Annotated in this window: 13 protein-coding genes and 3 tRNA genes; 6 read left to right on the top strand and 10 right to left on the bottom strand. The window is 58.8% G+C overall.

What is annotated here, in order from left to right; all coding sequences use genetic code 11:
• Positions 1-91: 91 nt before the first annotated feature.
• Both purN and purM read right to left on the bottom strand, forming a co-directional pair.
• The gene (gene purN, locus ACOERD_RS03215; protein ID WP_419738032.1) at positions 92-688 is read right to left on the bottom strand and encodes a phosphoribosylglycinamide formyltransferase; all 597 of its coding nucleotides are present in this window, start codon (positions 686-688) and stop codon (positions 92-94) included.
• A complete protein-coding gene (purM, locus tag ACOERD_RS03220) occupies positions 685-1731 on the bottom strand; it encodes a phosphoribosylformylglycinamidine cyclo-ligase (RefSeq protein ID WP_419738033.1) in 1047 nt (348 codons plus the stop codon). Before purM ends, purN begins: the two co-directional genes overlap by 4 nt.
• Positions 1732-1838: 107 nt before the next feature.
• Between purM and ACOERD_RS03225 the strand changes: the two genes are divergently transcribed.
• Positions 1839-1915, top strand: a tRNA-Ile gene (locus ACOERD_RS03225).
• A gap of 32 nt (positions 1916-1947) precedes the next feature.
• Here ACOERD_RS03225 and ACOERD_RS03230 read toward each other — a convergent pair.
• Positions 1948-3267, bottom strand: coding sequence for an ATP-binding protein (locus ACOERD_RS03230; RefSeq protein WP_419738034.1), 1320 nt, complete (start codon positions 3265-3267; stop codon positions 1948-1950).
• A gap of 44 nt (positions 3268-3311) precedes the next feature.
• Here ACOERD_RS03230 and ACOERD_RS03235 point away from each other — a divergent pair, with 44 nt between their 5' ends.
• Positions 3312-4226 (top strand): MBL fold metallo-hydrolase, encoded by a 915-nt coding sequence (locus ACOERD_RS03235; protein WP_419738035.1) that lies wholly within the window; start codon positions 3312-3314, stop codon positions 4224-4226.
• Between the two features lie 75 nt (positions 4227-4301).
• Positions 4302-4376, top strand: a tRNA-Asn gene (locus ACOERD_RS03240).
• Between the two features lie 146 nt (positions 4377-4522).
• Here the strand turns inward: ACOERD_RS03240 and ACOERD_RS03245 are convergent.
• Positions 4523-4861 (bottom strand): hypothetical protein, encoded by a 339-nt coding sequence (locus ACOERD_RS03245; protein WP_419738036.1) that lies wholly within the window; start codon positions 4859-4861, stop codon positions 4523-4525.
• A gap of 560 nt (positions 4862-5421) precedes the next feature.
• Entirely contained in the window at positions 5422-5736 is a 315-nt protein-coding gene (locus ACOERD_RS03250; protein WP_419738037.1) for a hypothetical protein, read from the bottom strand.
• Between ACOERD_RS03250 and ACOERD_RS03255 the strand changes: the two genes are divergently transcribed.
• Both ACOERD_RS03255 and ACOERD_RS03260 read left to right on the top strand, forming a co-directional pair.
• Positions 5729-7471, top strand: a complete 1743-nt coding sequence (locus ACOERD_RS03255) for an IS1634 family transposase (RefSeq protein WP_419737624.1) — start codon at positions 5729-5731, stop codon at positions 7469-7471. The genes ACOERD_RS03250 and ACOERD_RS03255 overlap by 8 nt on opposite strands.
• A 525-nt stretch (positions 7472-7996) precedes the next feature.
• A tRNA-Asn gene (locus ACOERD_RS03260) sits at positions 7997-8071 on the top strand.
• A gap of 11 nt (positions 8072-8082) precedes the next feature.
• Here ACOERD_RS03260 and ACOERD_RS03265 read toward each other — a convergent pair.
• The 4 genes from ACOERD_RS03265 to zwf all read right to left on the bottom strand — a co-directional run bounded on the left by ACOERD_RS03265 (position 8083) and on the right by zwf (position 13620).
• On the bottom strand, positions 8083-9702 hold the full coding sequence (locus ACOERD_RS03265) for a long-chain-fatty-acid--CoA ligase (protein ID WP_419738038.1): 1620 nt from the start codon (positions 9700-9702) through the stop codon (positions 8083-8085).
• Positions 9703-9886: 184 nt separating this feature from the next.
• Entirely contained in the window at positions 9887-11494 is a 1608-nt protein-coding gene (gene pgi / locus ACOERD_RS03270) for a glucose-6-phosphate isomerase (protein WP_419738039.1), read from the bottom strand.
• 3 nt (positions 11495-11497) lie between these two features.
• Entirely contained in the window at positions 11498-12169 is a 672-nt protein-coding gene (gene pgl, locus ACOERD_RS03275; RefSeq protein WP_419738040.1) for a 6-phosphogluconolactonase, read from the bottom strand.
• 11 nt (positions 12170-12180) lie between these two features.
• On the bottom strand, positions 12181-13620 hold the full coding sequence (zwf, locus tag ACOERD_RS03280; protein WP_419738041.1) for a glucose-6-phosphate dehydrogenase: 1440 nt from the start codon (positions 13618-13620) through the stop codon (positions 12181-12183).
• Between the two features lie 189 nt (positions 13621-13809).
• Between zwf and ACOERD_RS03285 the strand changes: the two genes are divergently transcribed.
• A complete protein-coding gene (locus tag ACOERD_RS03285) occupies positions 13810-15378 on the top strand; it encodes a caspase family protein (RefSeq protein ID WP_419738042.1) in 1569 nt (522 codons plus the stop codon).
• A 4-nt stretch (positions 15379-15382) separates the two neighbouring features.
• Here the strand turns inward: ACOERD_RS03285 and ACOERD_RS03290 are convergent, their stop codons facing one another.
• Entirely contained in the window at positions 15383-15652 is a 270-nt protein-coding gene (locus ACOERD_RS03290; RefSeq protein WP_170700535.1) for an usg protein, read from the bottom strand.
• Positions 15653-15790: the final 138 nt, after the last annotated feature.

Consider the following 15790-nt stretch of genomic DNA (forward strand, 5'->3'; position numbering starts at 1 on the left):
TCTTTGTGTGACTGCCCGTTTTTCTACCGTCCCGAGCGTTATCGGCGACCATAGGACGAATTTCCGCCGGGTGTAAATCACCCAAGGGCGATCAGGGCAGCATAAGAACGGACCTGTTGCCTTCCGCATACCGCCGCAGCACCGGCGGGTAGAGCTGATGCTCATAAACCAACACTTTGGCGGCCAGGCTGTCGGGGGTGTCCTCGGGCGCAATGGCGACCCGCGCCTGCCCCAGAATTGGGCCATCATCCAACGCCGCGGTGACCTCATGCACGGTGCAGCCGTGTTCGGCGTCACCGGCTTCGATCGCGCGGGCGTGGGTATGCAGGCCCTTGTATTTCGGCAGAAGCGAGGGGTGAATGTTAAGCATCCGCCCTTGAAAGCGCGAGACGAAATCGCCGGTCAGGACCCGCATGAACCCGGCCAGACAGACAATATCGGGTTGCGCAGCCTCAAGCGGTTTCAGCAGTTCCGCCTCAAACGCCGCTCGATCCCCTTTAAAGGGGCGGTGATCAACCACAGCCGTTTCAATGCCGCGATCCCGCGCCTTTGCCAGACCACCGGCCTGCGCGTCGTTGGACAGAACCAGACATGGGCGCGCAGGGTGGTCTCCGGTCATGCTGTCGACCAGAGAAACCATGTTTGACCCGCCGCCGGAAATCAGGATCGCGACGCGCTTGTGGCTCACAGCAGTTTGCCCGAATAGGCCACGCCAGCCTTGTCAGTTACGGTGCCGATGCGCGACACGGTCTCACCCGCCTTAGCCAGCAAAGCCGTCAGCGCGTCGGCCTGATCTTCGGCGCAGACCACGATCATGCCGATGCCGCAATTGAAAGTCTTCAACATCTCAGCTTCGGCAATCCCGCCAGTTTCGGCCATCCAACCGAAGACAGGCGGCAAATCCCATGCGTCCAAATCGATCTGCGCGCCCAGGCCTTCGGGCAGAACACGCGGCAGGTTTTCGGTCAGACCGCCGCCGGTGATATGGGCCAGCGCATGCACACCCCCGGCCCGGATTGCAGACAGAGCAGGCTTCACATAAAGCCGCGTCGGCGTCAGCAGCGACTCGCCCAGTGTGCCGCCGCTAAAGGGCGAGTCGGCCTCCCAGCCCAGCCCGGAAATCTCGACCAGTTTGCGCACCAAGGAGTAGCCGTTGGAATGCACCCCGTTGGAGGCCAATCCCAACAGAACGTCGCCCGCCGCTACGCCGTCGGGCAGATCGGCACCACGCTCCATCGCGCCGACCGAGAACCCGGCCAGATCGAAATCACCATCGGGATACATGCCCGGCATCTCGGCGGTTTCACCACCGATCAGGGCGCAACCCGACTGAGCGCAGCCTTCGGCAATCCCTTCGATGATCCGCGCGGCGGTATCGGTGTCCAGCTTGCCAGTGGCGAAATAATCGAGAAAGAACAATGGCTCAGCGCCCTGGCAGATCAGGTCGTTGACGCACATTGCGACCAGATCAATGCCGACGCCATCGACAACACCGGTATCAATCGCGATCCGCAGCTTGGTGCCAACGCCGTCAGTTGCTCCAACCAGAATGGGGTCTTTGTAGCCAGCGGCCTTGAGGTCAAACAGAGCGCCGAACCCGCCCAGGCCGCTCATGACACCAGGGCGATTGGTGCGTTTGGCGGCAGGCTTGATGCGGTCGACCAGAGCATTGCCTGCATCAATATCCACACCCGCGTCGGCGTAGGTGATTCCGTTCTTGCCCGCTGTCATGGCCTATCCCTCATGAATGGTTTGCGGGCGGGTTAGTCGATTGTGCGCTTTGATGCAACGGTCAGGCTTGACGCGGGCGACCACCGTGGTACTCAAAGCGCTCAGGCGGGCCTGTAGCTCAATTGGTTAGAGCAGAGCGCTCATAACGCTTTGGTTGCGGGTTCAAGTCCTGCCGGGCCTACCAAATTCCGCCGTTTTCATAAGAACGCCGCGCCTCTAGCGCCCTACGATGATGTCGGCGCAAAGCCCGCCCAGTCGCTCGCTTTTGCCTAGGCGCAAGACGCCGCCATGGGCACGGGCGATGTCAGCTACGATGGCAAGGCCCAGACCAACACCGCTGCCTTGGTTCTGATTGCGTGCAGGGTCCAGCCGGGAAAAAGGCTTAACGGCCTCGGTCCGCTGTTCGGGCGGGATGCCCGGTCCATCATCCTCGACCCGGATACGCAGGGATTTGGGCGTAAGCGTCAGGCTGACATCCGCTTTGCTGCCATAGCGCACGGCGTTGCCGATCAGGTTCTCAACCGCCCGGCGCATGGCCGATGGCCGCAACATCACGGTCCCCTGCCCGTCGACTGCTACCAGTTCCGCTTGATGGCCTGCCCGTTTTGCGTCGCTGACAATCTGCGCAAGCAAGGCTTCGGGATCGACCTCTTCGGGCGCGCCTTCTGCGGCACCGCGTGAAAAGTCGAGGAACGCATCCAGAAGCGACTGCATCTCGGTCACGTCCTGCTGCAACGGCGCAGCCTCTTCTTCGGGCAGCATTGATAGGCCAAGCTTAAGCCGTGTCAGCGGCGTACGCAGGTCATGGCTGACACCCGACAGCATCATTGTCCGCTGCTCCATCTGCCGCTCGATCCTCGCCCGCATGTCGAGAAAAGCGTTGCCCGCGGCCCGAACCTCGACCGCACCGCCGGGGGAATACGGCACCACCCGTCCGCGACCAAAAGCCTGCGCAGCATCCGCAAGCCGCGTAATGGGCCGCAGCTGATTGCGCATGTATAGAAACGAGATCGAGGTCATGATGATGGCAAAGAAAACCATCGTCACAATCAACTGATGCGGCGCTGCAGGGGACAGACGCCGTCGATCAAAGGTCAGCTGCAACAGGCCCAGATGAGTGGGCATATACAGGCGTGCCTCTTGCCCGCTGGGCAGGGCAACCGCCGCAAGGTCGGGCAATTCTGCCATGAGATCTGCCTCAACCTGTGGCGCAATAAAGTCATACCACCGGCGCCGACCGATTTCCGGCATTTCATCCGCATCGAGGAACTGCATCTTCATGGACAAAGCGCTTAGATCGGGACGCACGGCGGCCAGCGCCTGTTGCCGAGTCTCAGATTCGGCCATGGTCTGAGTGATCAGTCGGACCTCACGCGCGGCGGCTTGCGTCATTTGCGCGGTCACGTCCTCCAGATGCTTTTGCAGGAACGCAATGCCCACCACTAGCAGCAAGGCCACCACCGGCAGGACAAGAATCAGCGCAGCCCGGACATACAGGCCGCGCGGCATATAGGGTTTGAGCCATTGCGTGGACATGCGCTAAACCTAGCGGGCTGCCCGGACAAGAGAAAGAGGACAGAATGCAGGCACCTGAGGAATTCAACCCGCCGGCTGGCGTGGCCCAGGAGTTGGATCCGGGTTTGCGGCGCATTTTGGCTCCAAATCCTTCGCCGATGACGTATCGGGGCACAAACACCTATCTTCTGGGGACGCGGGATCTGGCGGTGATCGACCCCGGACCGCTGTGCGACGCGCATTTGGAGGCGATTCTGGACGCACTGACACCCGATCAGAGAATCAGCCATATCCTCGTGACCCACACCCATCTGGATCATTCGCCTCTAGCCGCCCCACTCTCGGCCCGCACCGGTGCCCCTATTCTGGCCTTTGGAGGCCCCGAGGCCGGGCGCAGTGCGGTCATGACCGACCTCGCCAAAAGTGGCATGGTGCAAGGCGGAGAAGGCATCGACACCGCTTTCCGACCGGATATCGAATTGGCGGACGGAGAACTCATCACAGGCGACGACTGGCAGCTTGAGGTCATCCACGCCCCCGGTCATCTTGGCAATCATATCGCGCTGGCCTGGGGCGATGTGTGCTTTACGGCGGATCACGTGATGGGTTGGGCCAGCTCGCTCGTCTCTCCCCCTGACGGAGATCTCACCGATTTCATGGCGGCCTGCCACCGGCTGCAACAGCGCGACTGGTCCGTCTTTCACGCGGGTCACGGCGCGCCGATCGAAAATCCTGCCGAGCGGTTGGAGTGGTTGATTCAGCATAGGCTAGGACGAGAAGCGCAAATCCTGGCGGCGCTGGCAGATCGGCAAGGCTCGGCCAGGCAATTGGCTGAGCGTATTTACACCGACACCCCAAAAGCTCTGCTGCCCGCAGCCGAGCGTAACGTCCTGGCGCATTTGATTGATTTGGCAGGAAAATCCAAAGTCACCTACGATGGCCCGATTGCGTCAGGCGCGGTTTTCCGGCGACTTTCATGAGCGTGCGAAAAAATTCAGTTTTCTCGCGCTTCCCCTCTGGACGTCAAAAATCGGGGTTGTTATACGCCCCTCAGTTCCGGCGTAGCTCAGCGGTAGAGCAGTTGACTGTTAATCAATTGGTCGTAGGTTCGATCCCTACCGCCGGAGCCAATCTTCTCAGCAAGTTGGTTAGTTTTCCTCTGCGTAGAACCTTCGCAGGTCTTGGTGAGGAAACCGGCAAATAGGGTTAGAGCTATGTCGGGTATTATTCGTACAAAAGAGTCCACCTCCTCCGTTTGGTAGAACCCACAGTAGTCTCACACCTCAAAATTAAGCATAGCTCCCAAAGAGCCACACAACATGGGGGTGAAGGATTCAACTAAGCTGTTGTCAAAAAAACGAATAACGCGAACCAGTCGATCTACTGGAATCTCCAAAGGCTCTACGTCAAAAATCGCCATCCGACCGACAAATTTCGGAGCTTTAAGAAACTCTTCGGCAGCGCGCATACGCGGACGATGAAGGTAATCATCAAACAAAAGTGTCACCGGTCGCTTGATGTTAAAAGCCGTCGCCAGGGCACAGCCGACGCGAAACCTTCCATCCACCAGGACAACGTCAGGATGCTGAAAACCATCGCTTTGCCAAATTGACAATGGCTATCCGGGAAACCGGTTTGATTCCTTGCTATTTACCGGGAAACCCCATTTCTTTGTTTTCCCAATTTTCACCCATGAAATATTGACTTCGGTACCCGCCTTGGGTGGATTTTCCTGGAACCACCGCTGCATCATTTGAGCCCAGTATTGATCGCTTTCCACACTATAGACTTTTTTGTTCTCCAGTCCCCCCGCTAATACATGGATCCCCCAGAATGACAGAAGATTTTTGATAGTACTCGCGCAGTACTTCCTGCACGTCATTAGGCATAGTCAGAACTGGTTTCTTGAGCTGAGCTGTGTTCAATTCGGTCTCCAAGCTGTTGCAATGCATCTAACTGACCTCAAAAGAAAAGTATCACGAACGACAGTGATTTGAACCAGATACTGCGCTCCGCAGCTGACAAACAAAAGAAAACTAAATCAAGGTCAAGCGTGCAAATATACGCGCAGCGGCCTTTGGGTGTTGAACTCATTGAGTTCTTTTGCAGCTAAATGAGTGTCAAAGCCAGGGCGATGGTCTAGAACGAGGTTTTTGAGTCATCGGTCGCATCGCTCTACTTCGCGACACCAGTGTTCAAGCCTGACAAACACTGTCTCGAAACGGCTGTTGCGTTTTTTGCCGACGAGTGCCGTATTTTGCGTACTTCTTGCGCCTTTTTCGAACGACGATAGCAAATTGCAATTCGCTCTCGCGGCAAACGAACCGGGGGTTGAACCGAAGTCTCCTGACTTCCGACCTTTTTGTTGATCTGACTGGGTTTTTGGTTTGTTTTCAGGTGTGGTTGCTCAGAGGCGCGTTGTAGTGCCCCATTATTATAAAAAGTATTGACATGGGCCTTCAGATGGCTAACCTCTTCGCCCATGTTCATCCGCACCAAACATGACGCAAAGCTCAACCGCACACGGATCCAGATCGTTGAATCCGTCCGCACCGGCTCCAAGGTACGCCAGAAGATCCTGCGCCATGTGGGTGTGGCCCATAACGACAGCGAGATTGAGGATATCAAGCGTCTGGCGGGCCGCTTGATGGAGCAATTACGCATTGATCGCTCGCCGCAAATGGAACTGTTCACGCCCACGGAATATGCCGATCTGCAGGCGCTGGTGCGCCGCGCTCCGCGGCCGGACAAGCTTGGCGTTGATCTTGCCGAGTGCCGTGAGGAGGCGCGGGTCTCTCTGGGTCTGCGGGATGTCATGGGGACGATGTATGACCAACTGGGTTGGGGGGCCCTTCTGGGGGCGGCGCGTAAAAGTGCCAATCGCATTGTGAAAGAGCTGGTTATGGCGCGGATCGCACAGCCCGAGAGCAAGCGCGCGACCGTGGAGGCGTTGGAGAACCAGGCAGGCATCACGCTCAATCTGGACGTGGTCTATCGGAGCATGGATTACATCAATACGCCGGTGATAGACGGGATTTGCAAAACCTCTCACGCGGCGGCAGAGAAGTTGCTGGGCGGGCCAGTGACCGTGCTGTTCTACGATTGCACGACCCTGGCCTTTGACACCGAGCGCGAGGACCCGGCCGAGGATGCGGACGGGGTCGAGCAGGATCATCTTCTGGCCAAGGGCTTCAGCAAGGATGGCAAGCATCACCGCGCTCAGGTCATGCTGGCGCTGATCGTCACCTCCGATGGGCTGCCTGTGGGCTATGAACTCTTCCCGGGAAACACCTGGGAAGGTCATACGCTGGAAGCTGCGCTGAAGGCGTTGGAGGGACGCTTCGACGTGGCCAGGGTCACGTTCGTGGCCGATGCCGCCATGCTCAGCAAGGACAACCAGCAGATGTTGCAGAACAAGGGTCTGCCCTACATCCTCGGCTATCGCATGAAGTCCGCCCCGGCCGCCGTGAAGGCGAACATTTTGAGCCCGGAGGGACGCCAGCCTTGGGCTGGACACGGTTCTGAAGAGGCAACCGAGAAGGGCTGGTACAAGGTGATCGACCAGGAGGGAGCGCGGGTCATTGTGACCTGGTCACCCACCCGGGCACGCAATGATGCCCACAAGCGCGACAAGGCAATCGAAAAGCTGCACAAGAAGCTCAAGCGCTCTCGCAAACCCGGCAGCTTCAGCAGCCGGGGATATGGCCGCTTCCTGGCCTTCCCCGACAGCGGGGACGTCACGCTGGATGATGCAAAGATCAAGGCAGCGGCACAATGGGACGGGCTGCATGCCATTGTTGTTCATGGTGCGGACGAACTGGAGGCACAGGACGTCATTGCCCGCTATCACCAGTTGTGGGAGATCGAAGCCTGCTTCCGCACCAACAAGCACGATCTGAAAATCCGGCCCATCTATCACTGGTCGCCGCGTCGGGTCCGGGCCCATATCGCCATCTGCTACATGGCCTTCTGCTGCCTGCAGCACCTGCGCAAGCATCTGGACCTGCTCGGACACCCGATGAGCCCGGCTCGTATCCGCAACGAGTTGAACGCATTGCAGCTCTCGATCCTGCGCCACAAAGGCACCCCTGACCGCTACGGCATGCCAAGCCATGCCACGGTCGATGCCAGACGCATCCTCACCTGCGTCGGCCTGACCTGGAACGAAGCCCCTTTCAAGATACCCCCCGGGCGCACCCGAAAAACTGGCCAGACCAAAGCCTGAGCTCCCTCAACACTCCGAAACAATCGCTGGCGAAAAAAGTCCGTGTAGTGCCTTTTGGCAACCAAGGCATAATAATATCAATGACTTATACGAAAAAATGTCGGAAGTCAGGAAATCAAGGTCAAGCGTGCAAATATACGCGCAGCGGCCTTTGGGTGTTGAACTCATTGAGTTCTTTTGCAGCTAAATGAGTGTCAAAGCCAGGGCGATGGTCTAGAACGAGGTTTTTGAGTCATCGGTCGCATCGCTCTACTTCGCGACACCAGTGTTCAAGCCTGACAAACACTGTCTCGAAACGGCTGTTGCGTTTTTTGCCGACGAGTGCCGTATTTTGCGTACTTCTTGCGCCTTTTTCGAACGACGATAGCAAATTGCAATTCGCTCTCGCGGCAAACGAACCGGGGGTTGAACCGAAGTCTGACGAGATCAGTACCGAGGAGGAGCGGCCTGTTTGATAATTTTACTCAAAATCCCACAAGATGATCTAGACGCCATGAAAACAGCTTGCTATACGGCGCGAACCGTTCCGGCGTAGCTCAGCGGTAGAGCAGTTGACTGTTAATCAATTGGTCGTAGGTTCGATCCCTACCGCCGGAGCCAATTCCCCCAGATCACCCCATCAATGCGTCGGCAAACTGCGTGCGCAAAGTCCGTTTCAGCACCTTACCCGTGGCGTTCAACGGCAGAGCGTCGATGAACACAACCTTATCCGGCACCTGCCATTTGGCGATCTTGCCATCGAAGAAGGACAGCAGTTCTTCCTCTGACGGCTCCTCTCCCTCGGCCTTCACGGCGACCAGAATTGGGCGCTCATCCCATTTGGGGTGCGCCACACCAACAACGGCGGCTGTGGCGAGTTTTGGATGGGCAACCGCGATGTTTTCCAACTCGACCGAGCTGATCCATTCGCCGCCTGATTTGATGATGTCCTTGGAGCGGTCGCGGATCGTCATGTAGCCGTCGGCATCCAATGTTGCGACATCCCCGGTGGCGAACCAGCCGTCCTGCAAAAGCGTCTCGTCCTGCATCTGGAAATAGCTGTCCAGCACCCACGGGCCGCGCACCATCAGGTCGCCCTGGGTTTCGCCGTCATGGGGCAAGTCATTGCCGTCGTCATCCACGATCTTCAGCTCAACCCCATAGGGAGGCCGCCCCTGGCTTTCGCGCAGGCGGTGCTGCTCATCGATCGGCAGGTCGCGATGTTTGGCAATCGGGACATTGGTTGAGCCCAGCGGGCTCATTTCACTCATACCCCAGGCGTGGACGGTATCGACGTCGTAGACCTCACGGAAGGTCTCGATCATCGAGGGCGGACAAGCGGCGCCTCCGATCACGGTGCGCTCAAGACTGGCGAGTTTGCTGTCGGATTGCCCGGCATGGGCTAGAAGACCCTGCCAGATCGTGGGAACGCCCATCGCGACCGTCACGCCATAAGTGTCAATCAAGTTGACCAGCGCCTCACCATGCAGTCCCGGCCCCGGCAGAACCATGCGCGACCCGGACATAGCACAGCCATAGGGCGACCCCCAGGCATTTACATGGAACATCGGCACCACGGGCATCACCACATCCATCGCCGAATAGCCAATGACGTCTCGCGCATTCGAGGCAAAGCCATGCAATACGGTCGAGCGATGCGAGTACAGCACCCCCTTGGGATGGCCCGTCGTGCCTGAAGTGTAACACAGGCCGGAGGCCGTGTTTTCATCCAAGTCCGGCCATGCGAAATCGGTATCGCCCGTCTCGATCAGTTCATCATAGAATTGCAGCCCGTCGATCTGCGCCGCCGCTTCCTCATCACGGGGCCCCATCAGCACAAAGTGATGAACCTCCCCCAGCCCTTCTTGCAACGCGGCGACCAGAGGGATGAAGGTTGCATCAAAGAACAGAACGCGATCCTGGGCGTGGTTGATGATGTAGGTCAGCTGTTCGGGGAAAAGGCGCGGATTGATCGTGTGACATACGAAACCGGCACCCGAGGTCGCATAGTAGATCTCAAGGTGGCGGCGGTTGTTCCAGGCCAGGGTGCCGATGCGGTCTTGTGGTTCCAGTCCAAGCTTGGTTAATGCCGATCCCAACCGGCGAGCGTTGCGTGCCACTTCGGACCAATTGGTCTGCGTTACGGTGCCGTCTGTTTCAACCGACACGATTTCCGTCTGACCGTGGTAGCGCTCGGCGTGATCAATCAGTGACGAGATCAGCAAGGGCTGCGTCATCATCTGTCCCAGCATGGACATCCTCCCTTTTTTGTTCAGGCCACGCTGACCGCGGCCATTCCGTGCTTTGAGTGATACGCGGGCCTGTGGCCGGGCGATCAATCATGACGGTTCATTGGGAAGAACCCTGCCAAGCAATTATTTGTCTGACAATAAAAAGATTGCAGCCCGAGGTTGCCCCGGGCCGCAATTCACCACGTCAATTGCGGTGACGCAGGGCATAGGCGACCAAGGCCGCAGTCGAGCCATCCTTGTCGTCGGCGCTTTCTTCTCCGTCCACGATCGGCCCGAGTGAGGTGGCAAGTTCTTTGCCCAATTCAACGCCCCATTGATCGAAGGAATTGATGCCCAGAAGAACGCCTTCGACGAACACCCGATGTTCATAAAGCGCAATGATCTGCCCCAGCACAAAGGGCGTCAGTTTGGGATAGATCAAGGTAGTCGAAGGCCGGTTGCCCGGAAACACCCGATGCCGTGCCTGACGGTCGAGTTCTTCGCCCTGCAGGCCTTTGGCAGCCATACGGGCGCTGGCTTCGTCAAGAGATCGCCCACGCATCAAAGCCTCGGACTGCGCGAGGCAGTTGGCCAGAAGTAAGCGGTGGTGATGGGCCAGTTCAGGCTCATGCCCTTCGGCGGCGACCATGAATTCGCAAGGGTTCACGTCGGTGCCCTGATGGATCAACTGGTAGAAGGCATGCTGGCCATTGGTGCCCGGCTCACCCCAGACAACAGGCCCCGATGGCACCGACAGCGCGCTGCCATCCATTGCGACCGTTTTGCCGTTCGATTCCATCTCAAGCTGCTGGAAATAAGCCGGCAAGCGCAGCAGCCTCTGGTCGTAGGGCAACACCGCGCGGCTGGCATGGCCCAGCACCTGGCGATGCCAGATCCCGACCAAGGCCAGCATAACCGGAACGTTCTCGGTCCAGTCGGCCGAGCGGAAATGCAGGTCCATAGCCTGCCCGCCCCGCAGGAACGCATCGAACGCGTTCGAGCCGATCGCGATCATCACCGGCAAACCGACAGGACCCCAGACGGAGTACCGCCCGCCGACCCAATCGGCAAAACCGAATACGCGGTCCTCGGGGATGCCGAAGGCCTGCGTTTTGTCCAACGCGCTTGAGACGGCGGCAAACTGCCTTGCAGGGTCGCCTCCGCCCTCGCTCATCCAGGCCCTTGCAGTGCGGGCGTTGGTCATGGTTTCAATCGTCGTGAAGGTTTTCGAGGCCACGATCACCAATGTCCGGGTCGGGTCCAACTGGCGCAACGTATCCGCGATATGCGCGCCATCGACGTTCGAGACATAGTGCAAACGCGGCCCATCATGGTAGGGCGACAGCGCATGGGTCGCCATCACTGGCCCCAGATCCGAGCCTCCGATACCGATATTCACCACATCGGTAAAGCTGCCCCCTGCCCCGGCTGCCGTGCCTCCGCGCACCTCCTCGGCGAAGACACGCATCCGCTGCAAGGTGTCCAAAACGTCCGGCATCACATCCTGACCATCGACCTGCACCGCGTCGCCGTCCAGGTTTCGCAACGCCGTGTGCAACACCGCGCGATCTTCGGTCTCGTTGATTTTCTGGCCAGAAAACATCGCCTCACGGCGCGCGGCCAGATCGGCTTGGTCACATAGTTGGATCAGAGCGTCCCGAATCTCGCCGTCGAGCTGCGTTTTTGAGTAGTCGAACAGCATATCGCCGGTTGAGGCGGAGAAATCCTGTGCCCGAACTGCGTCCGCTTCGAACAGGTCGAGAATGCGCGCCTGCTGTGATGCCGCCAGTGCTTTCAATCTATCCAGTTGCATGGTTCACTCCGCCCAATGCACGGTCATGCCGCCCAGAACGGCCGCGATCGGCGCCTCTTCGGGCGGCAGAGACATGGCCTTCTCCAGCGCTTCCCGCTTCTCGGCGCCGAAAATGATCAGGTGTTTCGACAAGGCCCCATCTAGGACCGGAGCCGTCAGGGTGATGCGCGGTTCCGGTTGCACATCCGTCCGCGCCACGGCCAGTGTCGGCGCGTTGCTGTCCAGCGCGTCAGCCAGCCCCTGCATTCCTGGAAACAGTGAGGCTGTGTGCATATCGCCTCCCATCCCCAACACCAGTACCGACAAAGGCAGAACCGGTGCGATCAATGACTCGATCTCAGGCAGAGCGTCCTCGGGTGCGGCCCCCGGGACGTAGAGCGGCACGTATTGCGCCACCGAGGCGCGGTTGGTCAGAAGGCGTTCGCGGATCAGACGCTCGTTCGAGCGGTCACTGTCCGCAGGCACACAGCGTTCGTCGGTCGGCAGCACGCGTATCCGCGCCCAGTCCAGATCTGCGGCACAGAGGACATCGAAAACCGGCCCCGGAGTCGTTCCGCCCGGCACCGCAAGGGCCACCGTGTCGTCATGCAACAAAGCGGCCTCTAATTCTCCGGCCAATGCGTTGGCCACGTCGATCGCCAACATGTCGCGGTCGGCATATTCCTGAATATTCATGGCTTGATTCCTTACCAGTGGCGACCGTCTCGTTTCATCAGCAGCTCGGCGTCGCCCGGCCCTGTGCTGCCACTGTCATAGGGTTTGGGGACATCGCCCCGCGCCTGCCATCCGGCAATGATCGGATCGGTCCAGGCCCAAGCGGCCTCAACCTCATCACCACGCATGAACAGGGTCTGGTTGCCCCGGATCACGTCCATGATCAGCCGTTCATAGGCATCAGGCGGGTCCTGATTTTCCGGACCGAGCGCCTCGGCAAAGCTCATGTCGAGCGGCACGTCAATCAGACGCATTCCACCCTGCCCCGGCTCTTTGATGGTCACCTTGAGGGTGATCCCCTCATTCGGCTGCAACCGGATGGACAAGGCATTGGCGTGTCGCCCTGCTGCCTCGCCAAAGATCGAATGCGGCGCATCCTTAAACTGCACGTTGATCACCGAGGAGCGCGCCACCAGCTGCTTGCCGGTGCGTAGGTAGAACGGCGTCCCGGCCCATCGCCAATTGCTGATATGCGCCTTCAAGGCCACGTAACTTTCCGTGGTCGAGCGGGGATTGCCGACAACCTCACGATAGCCCGACCCATCAGCCTCGGCAGCGAACTGCCCGCGTACAATGTGGTGCGGCTCAACCGGATCGAGCGCGCGGATGACCTTGAGCTTTTCGTCGCGTACAGCGTCCGGATCGAACTTGGCGGGCGGCTCCATCGCGATGAGGCAGAGCAGTTGCATCAGGTGGTTCTGCACCATGTCGCGCATGGCTCCGGCGCGCTCGTAATAGTCTTCGCGCCCTTTTACACCGACCGTTTCGGCCACAGTGATCTGGATGTGATCCACGTATTGACTGTTCCAAAGCGGCTCGAACAGCATGTTGCCAAATCGCACGGCCATCAGGTTCTGGACGGTTTCTTTCCCCAGATAGTGGTCGATCCGATAGATCTGCCCTTCGTAGAAATGCGCCGCCAGCGTTGCGTTCAAATCCCGCGCACTTTCCAGATCGTGGCCAAAGGGTTTCTCCACCACGATCCTTGTATCCTTAGTCGCAAGCGCATGCGCGCGGATACGTTCGGCCAGAGGGGCAAACAGGCTGGGACCAACCGAGAAATAGAACGCCCGCACGCGGTCCGGGGTCAGTTTGCCTGCCAGCTCATCCCACCCGCCGGTTGAGAGCGCATCCAACTGGACGTAGTCGAGGCGCTGCAGAAATCCTTGCAGATTCTCAACCTCGCCCGACCGTCTGGGCGCATAGCTCCGCAACGACTCGGCCACGAGTTTCCGGAACGCATCCGTCGAAAGCTCACTGCGCGCAGCCGCAATTATGCGCGCGCTTTCGGGCCATTGCCCCGCGCAGAACCTGCGAAACAAAGCAGGTAGAATCTTGCGCTGCGCAAGATCTCCGGTGCCGCCGAAAATGACCAGATCGAACGGATCGACGGGAATGACGCGTGAAACCATGAGTTGTCCTTAACCTGCCCCTAAGGTCATGTCCAATGTTAGCGCAATCATGTTGCGTCTTTTTTCCGTCGCATGACCCGAAAACCGCGTCGTATTCGATGGGTTCAGCCAAAGTAATCCAAATCACTGAGGGACGCGGCGGTTTTCCGCTATAGATGTAACAGGATCATTCCAGTTTGGGTTGTTGAGATGAACAAGTTTCTGTTTTTTCTATTTGCATGTTTCGCCGCCCCGCTTTGGGCGCAAGAGCGTTTGGCGCTGGTGATCGGCAATGATCAGTACAACTCGGTCGTTGACCTGAAGAAAGCTGTCGCCGACGCCGAGGCGGTTTCCAACAAGCTGGAAAACCTGGGCTTTGAAACCATCCAAGGCCTCAACCTCGACCGGCGTGGTATGAACCAGAAAATCGCGGACTTCACCGCTCGGCTTGAGGCTGGCGATACCGCTTTTGTGTTCTTTGCCGGTCACGGGGTTGAGATCGACGGAGAGAATTACCTGCTGCCCATCGATATTGTTGCGCCCTCGTCCGGTGAGACCGATTTCGTGAAATCCGAATCCATCGCCCTGTCGAACCTGCTGGACCGCGTCCGCGCCACCGGCGCGCGCACCTCCATCGCGATCATAGACGCCTGCCGCGACAATCCGTTCGAAAGCGTATCGGGGCGCAGTGTCGGGCGCACCCGCGGGCTGGGCCGCATCAACGCGCCTGAGGGTATGTTCGTGATCTTCTCAGCCGGGGCTGGCCAGATGGCGCTGGACCGCCTGAGCGATGATGAACCCGCGCAGAACTCAGTCTTCACCCGCGCATTGCTGCCGCGCCTGTCGGAACCGGGGCTTGAGCTGCGCAGTATGGTCTCGGACCTGCGGCGCGAGGTGCGCGATCTGTCCCGCACCGTTCAGCATACGCAGATCCCGGCCTACTACGATGAGCTATTGGGAGAGTTCTATTTCACCCCAGCTGTCGCGACGGTACCACGGATCACACCAACGCCCCCGACAGATGACATGCGCGCAGATCTAGAGCTTGCCCGCTCGGTCGGGACGGTGACCGCGCTGGACGCCTTTCTTGAGAAGTATGAGGAACAGTCCGAGAACTACTCCTACGAGGTAGCTCTGCAATTGCGCGACAGCCTAGCCTCGGTCGAATTGCCAATCGAGACAGAGCGCACTCCAGCCCCCGAAGCCTCAGACACCCCGGTCATTTCAGATTCGCGCGAAGTGATGCGCGCCACGCAATCGGCCTTGAACGCACTGGGCTGCAGTGCCGGAGGCGCAGATGGTGTCGCCGGACCACGCACAAGACAGGCCTTTGCACGCTACCGCGACGCGAGCGCGTCGCAATTGGGGGCAGATGATTTGGGAACTCAGCACGCGCTGGAGGAGTTGCAGGGTAAAAGCGGCACGATCTGCAAGGTCGTCGCTGCACCGTCCCCCACACCGGCCCCTGCGCCGCCTGTGTCGGCAAGTGTGACGATGGCTGGCACCTGGCAGTTCAAGGCCACTTGCGCGGTGGTCGTCAAAGTGACCGGAACAGTGCGCTACTCTCATGCCGGTGGCAACAAATACACCGGAAGCCTCACCGACTCGCTGGGTCAAAAAGCCAACACGGTGATCTATGTGAATGACCAACAGATCAGCGGCACCGACTATTTCCCCGGCATCACGGTTCAATGGCGCGGTCGTCTGGCTGAAGATGGCAACAGCTTCACCAGCTCGGGCTCAACCGGATGTTCGGTCTACGCGTGGCGGGCGGGATAAGGCGTCAGTTCACGCGGAACTCACCCACCATATTGCGCCACTCCCCCGGCGCAATCATCTTGCGGTGCGTGAACTTGACCGAGTGCAAAGGCCCCTCGATCTCACGCTGCCAAAAATCGATGAATTCGAACAGTTTTGGATGATCTGGCGCGAGATCATATTCCTGCCAGATAAACGTATTCAGAACATGGATATAGTCAGGCATATGGTAGAAGAATTCCGCCGTCGTCAGACCGTATCCCCTCAGCATCAATTCGGTTTCGCTTTGCTGCATTCAGACCTCCTGGGTTTTTGGTTTGTTTTCATTTCATTCAGGGTCTCTCTATGATAGCAGCAAAACCACCTAACATTTGGATAACAAGATGTTACCCGAGTGTTACTTTGGATTTTCACGCGCGGATTCGTTGCTTGC

It is taken from the genome of Ruegeria sp., assembly GCF_965199275.1.
Classification (GTDB): Bacteria; Pseudomonadota; Alphaproteobacteria; order Rhodobacterales; family Rhodobacteraceae; genus Ruegeria.

Excerpts from the sequence above, each read along its gene's own strand:
- ACOERD_RS03265 (WP_419738038.1), bottom strand. The coding sequence starts at position 9,702 with ATGCTGGGACAGATGATGACGCAGCCCTTGCTGATCTCGTCACTGATT.
- pgi (WP_419738039.1), bottom strand. The coding sequence starts at position 11,494 with ATGCAACTGGATAGATTGAAAGCACTGGCGGCATCACAGCAGGCGCGC.
- ACOERD_RS03230 (WP_419738034.1), bottom strand. The coding sequence starts at position 3,267 with ATGTCCACGCAATGGCTCAAACCCTATATGCCGCGCGGCCTGTATGTC.
- ACOERD_RS03250 (WP_419738037.1), bottom strand. The coding sequence starts at position 5,736 with ATGAACATGGGCGAAGAGGTTAGCCATCTGAAGGCCCATGTCAATACT.
- pgl (WP_419738040.1), bottom strand. The coding sequence starts at position 12,169 with ATGAATATTCAGGAATATGCCGACCGCGACATGTTGGCGATCGACGTG.
- ACOERD_RS03285 (WP_419738042.1), top strand. The coding sequence starts at position 13,810 with ATGAACAAGTTTCTGTTTTTTCTATTTGCATGTTTCGCCGCCCCGCTT.
- ACOERD_RS03290 (WP_170700535.1), bottom strand. The coding sequence starts at position 15,652 with ATGCAGCAAAGCGAAACCGAATTGATGCTGAGGGGATACGGTCTGACG.
- ACOERD_RS03255 (WP_419737624.1), top strand. The coding sequence starts at position 5,729 with ATGTTCATCCGCACCAAACATGACGCAAAGCTCAACCGCACACGGATC.
- ACOERD_RS03235 (WP_419738035.1), top strand. The coding sequence starts at position 3,312 with ATGCAGGCACCTGAGGAATTCAACCCGCCGGCTGGCGTGGCCCAGGAG.
- zwf (WP_419738041.1), bottom strand. The coding sequence starts at position 13,620 with ATGGTTTCACGCGTCATTCCCGTCGATCCGTTCGATCTGGTCATTTTC.
- purM (WP_419738033.1), bottom strand. The coding sequence starts at position 1,731 with ATGACAGCGGGCAAGAACGGAATCACCTACGCCGACGCGGGTGTGGAT.